This is a genomic window from Streptomyces sp. UF-297 (assembly GCF_058245575.1).
In genome coordinates, this window is the sequence record NZ_JBSIBZ010000046.1 from 38,157 (window position 1) to 53,244 (window position 15,088).

Genomic DNA, 15,088 nt, shown 5'->3' on the forward strand with positions numbered 1-15,088 from the left:
ACGCCGGTGATCCCCAGGCCGGACGGGTTGCGCGGCAGCGGCGTGGGGCGGTGGGAAAACCCCTGCTTAAGCAGTTCTTTCCGCACTCTTGAACCCCTGTGTACTTCTTGCGGAGGTCCCCTTGCGGGCGCCCGGAGCCGGGATGGCGAACACCTGGCCGCAAGGTAGCTTGGACTGCCCGCAGGGTGATGAAAAGAGGATTGGGGTGCCCGTGCCTGACGTCTCCGTGGTCGTGATCGTCTACAACGACGCCGACCGGCTGCCGATCGCCGTCCGGTCCGTTCTGGACCAGACGCTGCACGGCGTCGAAGTGGTGATCGTCGACGACTGCAGCACGGACAGATCCTTCGCCGTCGCCCAGGAGCTCGCCGCCGCCCACCCGGACAGGGTGCGCGCCCTGCAGCTCCCCGAGAACAGCGGCGGCTGCGGCGCCCCCCGCAACCACGGCGTCCAGCACGCCCTGGGCACGTACGTGATGTTCCTGGACAGCGACGACGTCCTGGAGCGCAACGCCTGCCGCAACATGCTCCAGGCCGCCGAGAGCAGCGGCGCCGACCTCGTCTCGGGCATGTGCGTACGCGACCACGTCGACTCCCGCCACACCAAGCGGATCGAGTGGTACCCCTGGCTCTACGCGCGCACCCGCACCATCGAGTCCATCTCCGAGCTGCCCGACCTGCTGGTCTTCGACACCCTGTCGACCAACAAGTGCTACCGCCGGCAGTTCCTGCTGGACGCGGGCCTGGCCTTCCCTGTGGGCATCCACTACGAGGACCTGCTCTTCTCCGCGCAGGCCTATGTCGCCGCCCGGCGCATCACGCTCATCCCCAACCACGTCTACTTCTGGAACGTCTTCGAGAAGGCCGCCACCAAGTCGATCAGCAACCGGCGCCATGAGATCGCCAACTTCGCGCACCGCATGGCCATCCACCGCAGGGTGGACGACCTGCTGGAGCGCGAGGGCCTGACCGAGCTGAAGTTCCACAAGGACGTCAAGTTCCTCAAGCACGACCTCGTGCTGCACCTGCGCGACCTGCCGCTGATGGACGAGGACTACCGCCGCGAGTTCGCCGCGATGGCCAACGGCTATCTCGCCGGCATCGCCCCCGAGGCGTACGAGAAGGTCCAGCCCATCCAGGCGATCTGCGCCTACCTCCTGGCCAAGGAGGACTGGGCGGGCCTGATGCCCGCGGTGGACACCCTCATCAACCGCGACAAGCTCTCCTCGCCGCTGGCCGAGCGCGACGGCCGCGTCTACTGGAGCGAGCGGCACCTGGAGGACCCCGAGGGCCGCCGCGTCCTGGACGTCACCGACCTCGGCTACCACACCCGCCCCGTCGGCAAGCTCTTCCTGCGCAACCAGCTCACCTCCTACGAGGACGACGGGCGCGGCACGGTCCGCCTGGCCGGGCGGGTGGTCAACCCGCTCGGCAGGATCATCCCCGGCGCCACGGTCCGCGGCCGCCTGGAGCTGGCCGCCCGCCGCCGCAGCCTGCAGACCTTCCACTTCCCGCTGACCACCCTGCGGGTGGGCGCCGGCGGCGTGGACTGGGACGCCGAGCTGGACCTGGCCCGCCGGCTGCGCCCACTGGGCGTGATCGACGCGGTGTGGGACCTCAGGCTCGTACTGGAGGTGGACGGCGCCGTCACCCGCAGCCGCATCACGGTCGGCGGCGTGGACCTCCAGGGCGCGCACGCGCTGCGGGTACGCCCCCGGCTGACCCGGCTGGTCGCCGACCGCGTGGAGCCCTCCGTCTCCAAGCGCGGCCACCTCTCCTTCGTCCTGGACGCTCAGGGCAGGGCGGCCCGCGGCACCCAGGAGGCCCTGGGCCGGGCCCTGCACAGCCCGGCCGCCGCCCTCGCCAAGCGCGGGGTGCGCAAGGCCCTGCGGGCCAGACGCGAGATGAACTCCGGCGCCACCAAACTCCGCGTCTACCACGAGGTGTTCGGCAAGCTCCCGCACCGCAAGGGCCTGGTGGTCTTCGAGAGCCACCTGGGCAAGCAGTACAGCGACAGCCCCCGCGCCATCTACGAGGAGATGCGCCGCCAGGGCGTGGACTTCGAGGCGGTGTGGTCCTACGACGGCAAGAAGCCCGACGGCTTCCCCAAGGACGCCACCTTGGTGCGCCGCTGGAGCTGGCCGTATCTGCGGGCGCTGGCGCAGGCCGAGTTCTGGATCGACAACCAGGGCTTCCCGCTGCGGCTGGAAAAGCGCCCCGGTACCACCTACATCCAGACCTGGCACGGCTCCGCGCTCAAGCGCATGGGCTTCGACGAGCCACGGCTGAAGATGCAGCCGCGCGCCGAGAAGGACGCCTACCAGAAGGTCCTGGACCGCTTCGACCACTTCCTGGTCCGCTCCGAGCACGACGTACGGACCCTGGCGCGCGCCTTCAGGCTGCGCGAGGAGGTGCTGCTGCGCACCGGCTACCCCCGCAACGACGCGCTGGTGGCCGCCCGCCGGGCGGAGGAAGCCTCGGGCGAGCGTGAACGCGGGCCGCTGGCCGATGAGTTGGGCATCCCCGCGGACAAGACCGTGCTGCTGTACGCGCCGACCTTCCGCGCCGATGCCCGCGGATCGGTGCGCGGCTTTGAACTCCCCTTCGACGTGGACGAGTTCGCCGCCCGCTTCGGCGACCGCTTCGTGCTGCTGATTCGCTCGCACTACCTCAACCACGTGGTGCTGCCGCCCTCGGTGCGCGGCAAGGTCATCGACGTCACCGGGCAGCACGACATCACCCCGCTGCTGACCCTGGCCGACGGGCTGATCACCGACTACTCCTCGGTGATGTTCGACTACGCCCTGCTGGACCGGCCGATGCTCTTCTTCACCTACGACTACGACGAGTACGCGAACGAGGCCCGCGGCACCTACTTCGACCTGCGGCAGAAGGCCCCGGGGCCGGTCCTGGCCACCCAGGAGGAGCTGTTCGCCGCGGTCGACGGACTCAAGGAGGCGGACGCCGGGCACCGCGAGGCCCGGCGCCGCTTCACCGCCGAATTCGGCGAGCTGGACCGCGGGGACGCGGCCCGCCGGATCGTCGAGAAGTTCTTCACCCCGGGGGTGGGCAAGTGAGCGCGCGCGACATCTTCATCGTCTCCAACAACGTCGACGAGATGGGCGGGGTGACCACCTGGTCGCACCAGATGGCCCGCCTGTTCGCCGGGCGCGGGCACACCGTGCACGTCGTCGGCATCGTCCCCGCCCCCGAGGGCCTGCGTGCCGACCTCGGCGAGGACCTCCCGTACGCCACCACCACCCTCTACGACCGGCACCCGCCCAAGGTCGGCCCGGCGCGCGGCATCAAGGGCCGGGTCAACCTCGCCGAGCGGCGCAGGCGGGCCGAGCGGGACGCCGGGATGCTCGACCAGGCCGCCCGGCTCACCGCGCTGTTCAACGCCGCCCGCCCCGGCGGCATGGTCATCGTCACGCAGGTGTGGGCGATGGAGTGGGTGGCGCTGGCCGACACCGCCGGGATGCCGGTCATCGGCATGAGCCACGAGTCCTTCGAGGCCTGCCGCCGCTCCTCCCGCTTCGGGCGCGTACGGAAGTACTACGCGGACGTGGACCGGATGCTCGCGCTGACCCGCGAGGACGCCGACCTGTGGATCCGGCAGGGCATGGACAACGCCGACTTCATGCCCAACCCGCTGCCGGTGATGCCCGAGCAGCCCTCGGACCGCTCGGCCAAGGTCGTCGCCAGCATCGGGCGGCTGGCCGACGAGAAGGGCGTCGACCTGCTGCTGGACACCTGGGCGCTGCTCGCGCCCCGCCACCCCGAGTGGAGCCTGAGGATCTACGGCTCGGGGGAGGACGAGGAACTCCTCCTCAAGCAGCGCGACGCGCTGGGGCTGGAGGGCTCGGTGGAGTTCATGGGCCGTACCGACGACGTGGCCGGCGCGCTGCGCGGCGCCGCCGTCTTCGCACAGGCCTCGCGCGCCGAGGGCTTCCCGCTGTCGCTGATGGAGGCGATGGCCTCCGGCGTGCCGTGCGCCGCCTTCGACTGCGCGCCCGGCGTGCACGAGATCGTCCGCGACGGCGAGGACGGGCTGCTGGCCGCGGTCGGCAACACCGCCGAACTGGCCCGCCACATCGAGCGGTTGATCACCGACCGGGAGCTGCGGGATGCGATGGGCTGGGCCGCGCGGGAGAACGTCCAGCGGTACGCCACCGACCGGATCGTGGGGCGCTGGGAGGACCTGTTCGCCCTGCTGGAGCGCTGAGCGGCGCCGATGGCCGGGCGGCCGCTGGTCACGGTGATCGTGCCGGTGCACGACACCCTGCGCTTCCTGGACCGCTGCCTGGGCTCCGTCTTCGCCCAGAGCCTGGGCGGCGACCGCATCGAGGTGATCGCCGTCGACGACGGGTCGACGGACGGCAGCGGGGCGTGGCTGGACCAACAGGCGCGCGGCCACCCGCATCTGACGGTGATTCACCAGACGGCGTCGGGCGGGGCGGGACGGCCGCGCAACGTGGGCATCGACCGGGCCGCCGGCCGCTACCTCTTCTTCCTCGACTCCGACGACTATCTGGGGCCCGAGGCGCTTCAGCGCCTGACGGCGCTGGCCGAGGAGCACGGATCGGACGTCGTCTACGGGCGCATCGTGGGCGTGGGCGGGCGCGCTGCCCCCGTCGACCTGCGCACCACGTGTGCCGCCGTCTCCGTCCACGACTCACCGGTCTACTGGACGCTGGCCGCCTACAAGCTCTTCAGGCGCTCCTTCGTCCAGGAGCACCGGCTGCGCTTCGTGGAGGGGCGGCTGCTGGGCGAGGACCTGCCCTTCGGCATCCACGCCCTGCTGCGCGCCCGCACCGTCTCCGTCCTCGCGGACTACGACTGCTACTACCTGGAGGGCCGGGACGGCGACGGCTCCAACGCGAGCTGGCAGCAGGCGGCCCGGCACGACATCGACTGGGCCGAGCACCTCGCGTACATCGGTACGGTGCTCGCCGGGGTGGCCGCCGCGGTGCCCGCGGGGGCGGAGCGCGACGCCCTCATGGTGCGCCACTTCCACGGCGAGATCCTCGCGCCCTTCGGGGCGCCGTATCTCGCCCTGGACGCGGGCGCCCGCGAGGCCGCCGTCGCGGCGGCCCGCCCGCTGGTCGAGGCCTACCTCACGGACGGGGTCCGTGCGGCCCTCCCCGCCCGCCTGCTGCTGCGCGCGGAGCTGCTGCGCGCGGGTAAGGCCGCCGAACTGGCCCTCGCCGTACGGTCCGAGGCGCGCTCGGCTCCGCCGGGGGAGCCGTCATGACACCGCGGGCCGGTGGGCGCTACGCGGCGGAGCCGCACCTCGACACGGCCCCGCGCCCCCTAAGGGGCGCAGCGATGTCGCCCGGCTGCTCGCCGTCGCGGTGGAAAAGAACCCGCCGCGACGGCCTCAGGTCCCGCGTACGGCCCAACTGCCGCGCTACGCGCGATGCAGCTGCCAGCCCGCCCAAGCTGAGGTGATCATGGCGCGGACGTCGTGGTGGGCCTTCCAGGCGAGTTCGGTGGCGATGCGGTCGGCGGCGGCGACGACGCGGGCCGGGTCGCCGGGGCGGCGGGCGGTGACCTCGGGGGCGGTGTCGTAGCCGGTGACCTCGTTGATCAGGTCGACCATCTCGCGGACCGAAACGCCCTCGCCGCGGCCGATGTTGAGGGTCAGATCGCGCACCGGGCCGGGCTCGGCGAGCTTGCGCGCGGCGGCCAGGTGGGCGTCGGCGAGGTCGGCGACGTGGATGTAGTCGCGGATGCAGGTGCCGTCCGGGGTGGGGTAGTCGTCTCCGAAGATCCGCGGCGCCTTCCCCTCCGTCAGCTTCTCGAAGACCATCGGGACGAGGTTGAAGATCCCGGTGTCGGCCAGCTCGGGGCTCGCGGCGCCGGCCACGTTGAAGTAGCGCAGGCACGCGGTGCTGATGCCGTGCGCCTTGCCGGCCGCGCGCGCCATCCACTCCCCGACCAGCTTGGTCTCGCCGTACGGGCTCATCGGCAGGCAGGGCGTGTCCTCGGTGACCAGGTCCACGTCCGGCATGCCGTAGACGGCGGCGGAGGAGGAGAAGACGAACCGGCCCACCCCGCCCGCGGCCATGGCCTCCAGGAGGGTCTGCAGCCCGTGGACGTTCTCCCGGTAGTAGCGCAGCGGCATCTCGACCGACTCGCCGACCTGCTTCTTGGCGGCCAGGTGGATCACGCAGCTGATGTTGTGCTCGGCGATGGTGCGGTCCAGCAGGGCGCGGTCCAGGGTGGAGCCGACCACCATCGGGACGCCCTCGGGGACCCGGGCGGCCACGCCCGTGGACAGGTCGTCCAGCACGACGGCCCGCTCGCCCGCCTGCACCATGGCTCGTACGACATGGGCGCCGATGTACCCGGCACCGCCCGTGATCAAGTAAGACATATCGCCATCTTAGGGTTGGGAGATAAGGACGGGGTCAGTGTGCAACCGGGCTCTTCGGCAAGGTTTTTCGGCCAAGCAGCGAGCCCGCCCGGCCGCGCAGCCGGCGCGCGGCGACGCCCCACGCGCCGCGCAGCCCGGAGGTGATCCGCAGCGCGAGCGCGCCGCCGGTGGTGGCGTACGGCTGGACCAGCACGATCAGGTACCGGCGGCTGGGCAGCACCGCCCGGCGCAGCCCGGGGCCGACGGCCCGCAGGGAGGCGGTCAGGGACGTGCCGTCGGCGCAGCGCACCGTGGCGGCCAGGTCCCAGGGGTCGGGCTCGGTGCGGCCGCGCGCGCCCCGCTGGACGAGCGAGCCGAGGTCCACCAGCAGCTCGCCGGTCCAACTCGCCCCGGAATCAGGGGAGTCGGCGGGTGGCGCGGGGGTGAGGGCCACGGTGTGGACCGGGCCCTGGCGGTCGTCGGCGCGACGGCGCAGCTCGATGTCGACGCTGACCGGAGTCGCCGCGGCCAGCTGCCCGTACAGCTCGTGCAGGCGCAGCCGCAGCAGGCAGCGGGTGCCCAGCACCGGCTCGGCGTCGATGGTCACCGGCAGCCGGTCCAGCGGCGCGGCCCCGCCCGCCGCCTCCTGGCCCAGGCCGTCCAGCACCACCTGCGGCAGGTCCCGGGACCACACGGGCCGCCCCTGGCCGTCGCGGGCGTACGGGGGCAGCAGCCGCCCCGGCCGGGCCGCGAGCTGCGTCAGCCGCGGCAGGTCCCGTACCTGCTCGCTCGCCAGCAGCACCCGCGCCGCCCAGCGGGCCGGGGCCCGCGCGGCGTCCACCTCGGCGGCGTCGAAACCGGCGAGGTACTCGGCGGTCAGGCGCCACCACTGCTCGCGGTAGTCCTCGCCGCGGGTGTGCAGCTCGCGCAGGTACATCCGCAGGTCGTGGTCGAGGAACTTGGTGCGGGCGGCGTGCGCCAGCCGCACGGCGCCGGCGTCCAGCAGGATCTGTACGCCGGTGCGGTGCGCCTGGATGCGGGCCTGCCAGTTGGCGATGTCCTTGCGGTCCAGGGAGATGGACGGCTTGGCGGCGCTGCGGCGCACGTGCCAGATGTAGACGCTGTCGGGCACGGTCGCGATCCGCGGGGCGGCGGCCAGCACCCGCGCGGTGAAGACGAAGTCCTCGTACACGAAGCGGCCCTCGGGGAAGGCGATGCGGTGCTCGGCGAGGAAGGCGCGGTCGTAGAGCTTGTTGACGCACAGCGTGTCGCGCACCAGCGCGGGCCGGTCCTCGGGGGTGGGGTGCACGGCGGCCTCGCGGTACAGGCCCGGCTGCCAGCGCACCTCGCGCAGATCGGGCAGCTCGCGGCGCACGCACGCGCCGGCCGCCACCGGGGCGCCGTGCCGCAGCGCCGCGCTCAGCAGGGCGTCGACCGCGCCGGCGGGCAGTACGTCGTCGCTGTCCAGGAACATCACGAATCGGCCGGTGGCGGCGCCCAGACCCTCGTTGCGCGGGGTGCCGCAGCCGCCGCTGTTGCGGGCGCGGTGGATCACCCGCAGCCGCGGTTCGCTGTGCGCCAGGGCGTCCAGCGCGGGTCCGGTGCCGTCGGTGGAGGCGTCGTTCACGGCGATCACTTCGGTGACCGCGTCGCCCTGGGCCAGTGCGGAGCGCACCGCCGCACCGATGTGCGGGGCGTCGTTGTACGCGATGACGACGATGCTGACCTGCGCGCTCGGCGTGAGGGTGGGCCCGGGCCGCGGCTCAAGGGCTTCTTGCACAGTCACTAAATCTACATTTCGGGTCGACGTGATCACTGGCGCCGATGCGCTTCGGCCTCTTTGGGGAAAAGAGTCCGACGGCCGCCGTGCGGTTGCACTCGCGTCACGGTTTTCCCCTTTGTTGACGTCGGGGTGACGGGCTGGAGAACAGGACTTGGACACCCTTTGATCCGTGCCCAGTGTCATTGCTCCGTAAGGGCTCCAGCACATGCCGTGATCGAATCGCCGCCGCAGGATGCGGTGTATGCGTAGAACGCACCTGTTGTCGCCGGACCTCATAGGCCGGAAAACGACGGTCGCGGTCCTCGTCCCCTGCGCCGTCATGCTCGCCCTGGGCCTGTGGGGGCTGCGCCGCGGCACGATGTGGCGGGACGAGGCCGCCACCTTCCAGGTCGCCCGCCGCAGCCTGGCCGAGATCTGGCATCTGCTCGGCGGCATCGACGCGGTGCACGGCCTGTACTACCTGCTCATGCACGCCGTGCTCACGGTGCGCGCGGACGAAATCGCGCTGCGGCTGCCCTCCGTCCTGGCGTCGGTGGCCACGGCCGGGACCCTGGCGCTGCTGGGCTGCCGCCTGGCGAGCCCCCGCGTCGGCCTGTGGGCGGGGCTGCTGTTCGCCGTGTCGCCGCTGGTGGGCCACTACGCCCAGGAGGGCCGCTCCTACGCCCTGGTCGCCGCCGGCGCCGCCCTCTCGACCCTGCTGCTGGCCCGCGCCGTCGAGGGCGAGGCGACGGGGGCGGGGGCGGGCCGCTGGGCCGCCTACGCCGCCGTCACCGCGCTCACCGCCCTGCTGCACGAGTTCGCCCTGCTGCTGCTCCTCGCGCACGCGCTGACCCTGCTGCTCTCGCGCGTACCCCTGCGCGTGCTGCGCCACTGGGCGCTGGCCGTCTGCGCCGTCGCCGCCGCCCTGCTGCCCCTGGTAGCGCTCTCCCGCGGCCAGAGCGACCAGGTCGGCTGGCTGTCCACCCCGGGGGAGCGCGAGGCCAGGGAGCTGGTGTACGCCTTCATCGGCCCGGCGGGCCTGGTCGCCGCCGTGACCCTGCTCCTGATGGCCGTCGCCCTCCTGCGCCCCCTGCCGCGCCGCCCGCACGCGCTGGGCCTGACCGCCGTCGCCGCCCCCCTCGCCCTGCTCCCGCCGACCCTGCTCTTCCTCCTCTCGCAGGTCCGCCCGCTCTTCAGCGACCGCTATGTGCTGTTCGCGGTGACGGGCGTGGCCCCGCTGGCGGCGGCGGGCGCCGAACGGCTCGTACGGATGCTGCCCACCGCGCCTGCGCGCGGCGTCCTGGCGGCGGCGGGCGCGGCCTGTGTCGCCGCCGCCTTCCTGTGGCAGCTGCCGTACCACCACAGGGAGCGGCTGCCCACCAGCCGCCCCGACGACCTGGCCGCGGTCTGCGCGCTGGTGGCGCACAAGGCCCGCCCCGGCGACGCGGTCTTCTTCGTCCCCGCCTACGAGCGGCGCCTGATGCTCACCTACCCGGCGTCCTTCCAGGGCCTGCGCGATCTGCGGCTGGGCACCTCGGGCCCGGCCTCGGGGACCCTGTACGGGCGCGAGGCGCCGCTGAAGGAGCTGCGCGCCCGGCTGCTGCGCACCGAGCGGGTGTGGGTGGTCGCGCACGCCCGGATCGAGCGCACCGAGTGGTTCGCCGCCAACGACGGCGAGAGCGCCAGGTGGGAGCTGCTGCACGAACTCTTTCGCGAGCAGTACGCCGAATGGGCACGCGGCGGCGAGGTCGCGCTCTACGTACGGCGCTGAGCCCCCTTTCTGCGCGCCCCCGGCACCCGGACGGCGCACCCGAGTGTGACCTGGCCGGTGCCGCCCAGTTCTCCAGCCATGACGCAGCCGCCGAAGACCGCCCGCCGCACCGCTGTATGGCTGCTCCTGATCGCCGCGGTGTTCGCGCTGTGCCAGACGGTCACCCCCATGGGCCGCACCTCACCGGACTCGGCGCGCTACCTCCACTACGCGCTGCACCTCACCGGCGAGTCCGACACCCGGGCGATGCGCCGCGCCATCGACTACGTCTGCGACAACGAGGCCGTCTCCGCCGAACGGGCCCAGCGCCTGGACCCGGCCCGCTACCGCCGCCCCGGCCAGGGGCCGGAGGCCTGGCACCGCTGCCGCGAGGGCATCGACTGGCCCGCCACCCACACCCCGGCACTGGAGCACCGCCATCCCTCCGGCGCCTTCGGCCCCGAGCGCATGGCGTACTTCTTCGACGCCCGCCCCGGCTACCCGCTCCTGCTGGCGCCCTTCATCGCCGCCCTCGGCATCCCCGCCGGGGTCCTGACCGCCTCCATCGTGCTCACCGCGCTCGGCGGCGTCCTGGCCGCGCTGGCGACGCGGACCATCGGCGCCCCGCGGCCCGCCGTCCTGCTGACCCAGGTGCTCTACTACGCGCTGCCCTCGGCCCAGACGTCGATGCGGGTGCTGGCCGAGGGCGCCACCATGACGCTGGCCGCTGCCCTGGCCCTGGGCTGCGCCCGGATGGCCCGCGGCAAGGCGGCCTCGGGCGCGGCGCTGGCGCTGTGTGCCGCGGTGGCGATGTTCTTCGTCAAGTACTCCCAGGCGATGCAGCTGTGCGCCGCGCTGGCCGTGGGCTACGGCCTGTTCGCCGTGGTCAGGCGCTGCCGCGCACGGGGCGGACCGGCGGGGGTACGCGTCGAGGCGGCCGTGGCCGCGGCCGCCGCCGCCCTGGCGGCAGCCATGACCGCGGCGGTGACCGCGCTGGGCTGGCCCTCCACGGACGAGAGCCTGCAGGACCTGGCCTCCGTCCACTTCACCGAGCCCGATGTCCCCGACCCCTGGGGCGACTTCCTCGTCCTGGAGGCCCACTTCTGGACGGAGTGGCTGCGCCTCCAGCTCATGGCCCCCCTGCTGCTGGTGGCGCTCGCGCTGTCGGCCTGGGCGCTGTGGCGCTGCTGCCCCCGCTGGGCGGTCGCCGTCACCGCGACCGCCGCGAGCGGGGTCCTCAACCAGGCGGCCCACCCCGACATGACCAGTTGGGGGGACCGCCTGATCGTCCTGGTGTGGTTCCTGCCGCTGTACGGGATGCCCGTACTGGCCTGGCTGCTCGTCCAGCGGCGGGTGCCGCGGCCCCGGCCGCGGCCCGTCGTCAACGTCCCGCCTGCCTGGCGGCACCTGGCACGGCACCTCGCCGTGTTGTCGGGCTCGCCCCGGTACACCCAGTACCGGGGCGATTCTCCGCCTTGCGATCGCACGCGCCGGACGCCGCCGGGCCCGCCCTCCGGGCGGACGACGGGACGTTGACGACAGGCCCTGGCTCAGAACGCCAGCCGGTCCGCCGCCCTTGCCGCGGCCCGGCCGTCGTCCAGGTGGCAGAAGGCCGACCGGAACCGCTCATAGGCGCCGGCGCTCTCGCGGGCGACCGACTCCAGGGAGCGCAGCGCGTCCACCACCTGGCCGGTGTCCGACAGCAGCGGGCCCGGCGCCTGCGCGGCGAAGTCGAGCGTGAAGCCGCGCACCGTGTCCCGGTAGCTGTCCAGATCGGGGGTCAGGAACAGCATCGGGCGGCCGGTGTTGGCGAAGTCCACGGCCAGCGAGGAGTAGTCGGTGATCAGCACGTCGGCGGCCAGCAGCAGCGGCATCGCGTCGGGGAAGCCCGACACGTCCCGTACGAACTCGTCGTCGCCGAAGGGGAGTTGGTCGGCCACCAGGGGGTGGCTGCGCACCAGCAGTACGTGGTCGCGGGCCAGCGCCGCCCGGGCGCGCGCCACGTCCAGCGGCAGATGCAGCTGGTAGTGCTCGGCGTCGTAGGCCTTGTCGTCGCGCTGGGTGGGCGCGTACAGCACCACCTTCTTGCCCCGCGGGATGCCCAGCTGCTCCTTGAGGGCCTCGGCGAGCTTCTCGCGGTCCTCGGCGAACAGCAGGTCGGTGCGCGGCAGACCGGTCTCGGCGATCTCGCCCTCGTAGGACAGCGCCTCGCCCAGCAGGCGGGTGCTGTGCGCGTTGGGCGACAGCAGCAGGCTCCACTGGTGGCCCAGGCGCGGCTGCGGCCACAGGTGGACGAGGTCGGCGCACAGCGTGCCGGCCAGGCCCTGGCCGATGCGCTTGAGCGGGGTGCCGTGCCAGGTCTGCAGCACGAACTGGTCCGGGCGGCGCCGGAACCACGCGGGCAGCTGGGTGTTGCTGACGATGTGCCGGCTGCGGGCCAGCGCCTCGTGCCACTGCGCGCTGCCCAGCTGCACCGCCCGCGCGGTGGGCGGCACCTCGTACCCGCCGTCGCGCACCACCCACAGGTGCTCCGACTCCGTTCCCCTGCGCAGCAGTTCCTCGTGGATCGCGCGCGGGGAGTCGGAGTAGGAGCGGCCGCCGAAGCTGCTGTAGAGGACGGCCTCGCGCAGCGCGCGGGAGCGCTGGGCCGGGTAGTGCCGCTCGCGCAGCACCCGCTGCCGGTAGGGGCCGCGGTCCCGCTCGGGCAGCGCCGGGCCCACCTCCAGGAACGCCACGTCGTGAAAGCGGCGCTGCACCGTCAGCGCCCGCCCGCCACCGGGCCGCTCGGCCGGGAGCGTGACGAAGGCCGTGGGGCAGACCCGCAGACACATCTCGCGGCTGTCCTCAACCCCGGCCTCGCGCAAGGAGAAGTACCAGCGGCCCTCGCGCAGCGGCCGGTCCCCGGTGGGCGCGGGCACCGCGTCCGCGCTCACCTCGGCGCTGAAGCGGTCCCCGTCGCGGGCGACGGCGAAGCGCGCCAGGGCCGCGTGCCGGCTGTGCCGCAGCACCAGCTCCAGGTCGCGCGGCGCACCGCCGGGCAGCGTGCCCGCCAGGCGCAGCGCGCCGTCCTCGCGCCATGTGAAGCGGTCGGCGACCGGCTCGGCGGGGCGCTGGTGCAGTACGAGATTGCCGGCCGCGGTGGCGGTGACGACCAACTCCCGCCCGCCGCCGTCGTGGTAGCGCCCGGCCGGCTCCAGCGGGTCGGCCGAGATGCGGGCGGTGCGCCCGTCGGCGTAGACCAGCACGGGGTCCCAGGTGGCGCCCTCCTCGGGCCGTACCTCCTTGGGGACCGGGCCGTTCGCGGCGGGGGCGGCCACCAGGGCGTCGGGGGAGAGGAGGACGGTCAGCCGCGAGCCCTTGGGGGCGCCGCCCGGCGCCGCGCTCACCTCGCGCTCCACCGTGGTCCCGCAGCCGCGCCGGGTCAGCCGCAGGGCCACCGGCGGCCGGGCGGAGGCGTCCGAGATCTCCAGCTCGGCCGCGCCGCCGTCCTTGGCCCGCAGCCCCGTCAGCCGCCGGGTGATCTCCTCCACCGACACGTGCAGCCGGCCGTCCTTGTACCAGGGCACCACCCGCACCCCGTCGCTGACCTCGTACGGCACGGGGGAGGCGCCGGAGCCGGTCTCGTACGCGCGCAGGGCGGCGGCCCGCACCACGCCCTGCCCCGCCACCACGATCCCCAGCTTCCACTGGCCGGGGCGCAGCCGCCCGCCGCCGGCCAGCCGCTTGGGGTCGAGGGTGATCTCGAAGCCCGACCAGTCGTAACAGTGCGTCTCCTGGCGGGAGTTGTAGGTGGCCTGCGGGGCGGGCACCGAGCGCACCGGCAGCAGCAGCTTGCGCCGCCCCGAGACCAGCACCGCCGTCTTCAGCGACTTCAGCCGCGCCGAGGCGTCCACGTTACGGATGTAGGCGTAGCCGCGCAGCACCAGCTTGCCGTCCCGCCACACCGTCTCCTGGAGCCGGGCGCGCACGGGGAAGTCCTTCTTCTCCAGCCGGCTGGTCTGCGCCGGCAGCCGCACCCGCCGGCCCTCGCCGCAGGTCAGCACGGCGCGCTTGCGCAGGGGCCAACCCGCAACCGAGAAGCCGGAGTTGTTGCGCTTCTCGTGCTCCAGGAAGGCCAGCAGATCGGCGAGCCGGTCCTGGCGGATCAGCTCCCAGCGCATCCGGTGCTCGACGGGCAGGGTGCGGAAGAGGGCGGGGTCCACCCGGCTCAAGAAGTCCCGGGTGCGCTCCATGAACAGCCGGCGGTACTCCTCGCCCGCCATCGGCAGCGCCTCGATGAAGTACAGCAGGTCGTCGGTGAGCACCGAGCGGTCGTAGTCCCGCTTGTGGTGGGTGAAGGAGGTGCGCTCGGGGTCCGCCAGGAAGCGGCTGACCCCGTCCACGGCCGCGATCCGGTCCCGTACGCCCTTGACGTCGGTGCGGCGGCGGGTGATCGAGCCCTCCCGGATGCGCCAGTAGTAGACGTGCTCGTGCAGCACGTCCACCTTGCGCGCCAGGAAGTGCGCGGGGATGGTCACCGGGGTGTCCTCGTAGAGCACGCCTTCGGGGAAGGCGAGCGCGTGCCGGTCCCAGAAGCTGCGCCGGAACACCTTGTTCCAGGCCACCCGGTCCGACAGCAACGTCAAGTCCTTGCTGATGTGGGTGCCCTTGACGGTGCGCGTCATGTCCTTGTGCTGCCAGGCCTGGCTGCGGCCCTCGGAGGTCAGCCGCCACACATTGCCGGTCGCGAAGTCCGAGCCGGACTCCTCCAGCAGGCCCACCAGTTGCTCATAAGCGCGCGGCGGCACGATGTCGTCGCTGTCCAGGAAGGCGAGGTAGCCGGTGCGCGGATCGGCGTGCCGGGCACCGGTGTTGCGGGCGTGCCCGAGCCCGCCGTTCTCCTGCCGTACGAGCCTGAAGCGCGCGTCGCGCTCGCAGAACGCCTGCGCCAGCGCCGGGCCCCCGTCCGTCGAACCGTCGTCCACCAGCACCACATCGAGATCGGTCATCGTCTGGGCGGCCACCGACTCCAGGCATTCCTCCAGATATTCCTCCACGTTGTAGATCGGTACGACGACAGTGAGCCGGGGAGCCATGAAGGGGACCACACCTTTACCGGGCGAAGGGGGCTGGGCCGGGGGCGAACCCCGGGCCCCCGGCCGGGCATCGCGGCGCGGGCGGCGAACACCGGGGGCGGAAGTTCAACCGAGGCGGCCGGGGTGCGGTCACCGCCGCTCCGC

8 protein-coding genes are annotated in these 15,088 nt (G+C 73.3%); 5 read left to right on the forward strand and 3 right to left on the reverse strand.

The features are described 5' to 3' along the window. Window positions 1-211 precede the first annotated feature (211 nt). Genes AC4IJH_RS24525 through AC4IJH_RS24535 form a run of 3 tightly spaced genes read left to right on the forward strand, consistent with a single transcriptional unit; the run spans window position 212 to window position 5,253 of the window. The gene (locus tag AC4IJH_RS24525; protein WP_490853993.1) at window positions 212-3,076 is read left to right on the forward strand and encodes a bifunctional glycosyltransferase/CDP-glycerol:glycerophosphate glycerophosphotransferase; all 2,865 of its coding nucleotides are present in this window, start codon (window positions 212-214) and stop codon (window positions 3,074-3,076) included. Continuing rightward, window positions 3,073-4,224, forward strand: coding sequence for a glycosyltransferase (locus tag AC4IJH_RS24530; protein ID WP_490853994.1), 1,152 nt, complete (start codon window positions 3,073-3,075; stop codon window positions 4,222-4,224). Before AC4IJH_RS24525 ends, AC4IJH_RS24530 begins: the two co-directional genes overlap by 4 nt. A gap of 9 nt (window positions 4,225-4,233) precedes the next feature. Next, window positions 4,234-5,253 carry a glycosyltransferase family 2 protein gene (locus AC4IJH_RS24535; RefSeq protein WP_490853995.1) on the forward strand — a complete coding sequence of 340 codons (1,020 nt, stop codon included), beginning with the start codon at window positions 4,234-4,236 and terminating at the stop codon, window positions 5,251-5,253. 156 nt (window positions 5,254-5,409) lie between these two features. Here the strand turns inward: AC4IJH_RS24535 and galE are convergent, their stop codons facing one another. Then, complete coding sequence (galE, locus tag AC4IJH_RS24540) at window positions 5,410-6,378, reverse strand: UDP-glucose 4-epimerase GalE (RefSeq protein ID WP_490853996.1); 969 nt, start codon at window positions 6,376-6,378, stop codon at window positions 5,410-5,412. 34 nt (window positions 6,379-6,412) lie between these two features. Next, window positions 6,413-8,137 carry a glycosyltransferase gene (locus AC4IJH_RS24545; RefSeq protein ID WP_490854019.1) on the reverse strand — a complete coding sequence of 575 codons (1,725 nt, stop codon included), beginning with the start codon at window positions 8,135-8,137 and terminating at the stop codon, window positions 6,413-6,415. 244 nt (window positions 8,138-8,381) lie between these two features. Here AC4IJH_RS24545 and AC4IJH_RS24550 point away from each other — a divergent pair, with 244 nt between their 5' ends. Continuing rightward, window positions 8,382-9,890 carry a glycosyltransferase family 39 protein gene (locus tag AC4IJH_RS24550; RefSeq protein WP_490853997.1) on the forward strand — a complete coding sequence of 503 codons (1,509 nt, stop codon included), beginning with the start codon at window positions 8,382-8,384 and terminating at the stop codon, window positions 9,888-9,890. A gap of 78 nt (window positions 9,891-9,968) precedes the next feature. Next, the gene (locus AC4IJH_RS24555; RefSeq protein ID WP_490853998.1) at window positions 9,969-11,405 is read left to right on the forward strand and encodes a hypothetical protein; all 1,437 of its coding nucleotides are present in this window, start codon (window positions 9,969-9,971) and stop codon (window positions 11,403-11,405) included. Window positions 11,406-11,419: 14 nt separating this feature from the next. Here the strand turns inward: AC4IJH_RS24555 and AC4IJH_RS24560 are convergent, their stop codons facing one another. Continuing rightward, a complete protein-coding gene (locus AC4IJH_RS24560) occupies window positions 11,420-14,944 on the reverse strand; it encodes a bifunctional glycosyltransferase/CDP-glycerol:glycerophosphate glycerophosphotransferase (protein WP_490853999.1) in 3,525 nt (1,174 codons plus the stop codon). Window positions 14,945-15,088: the final 144 nt, after the last annotated feature.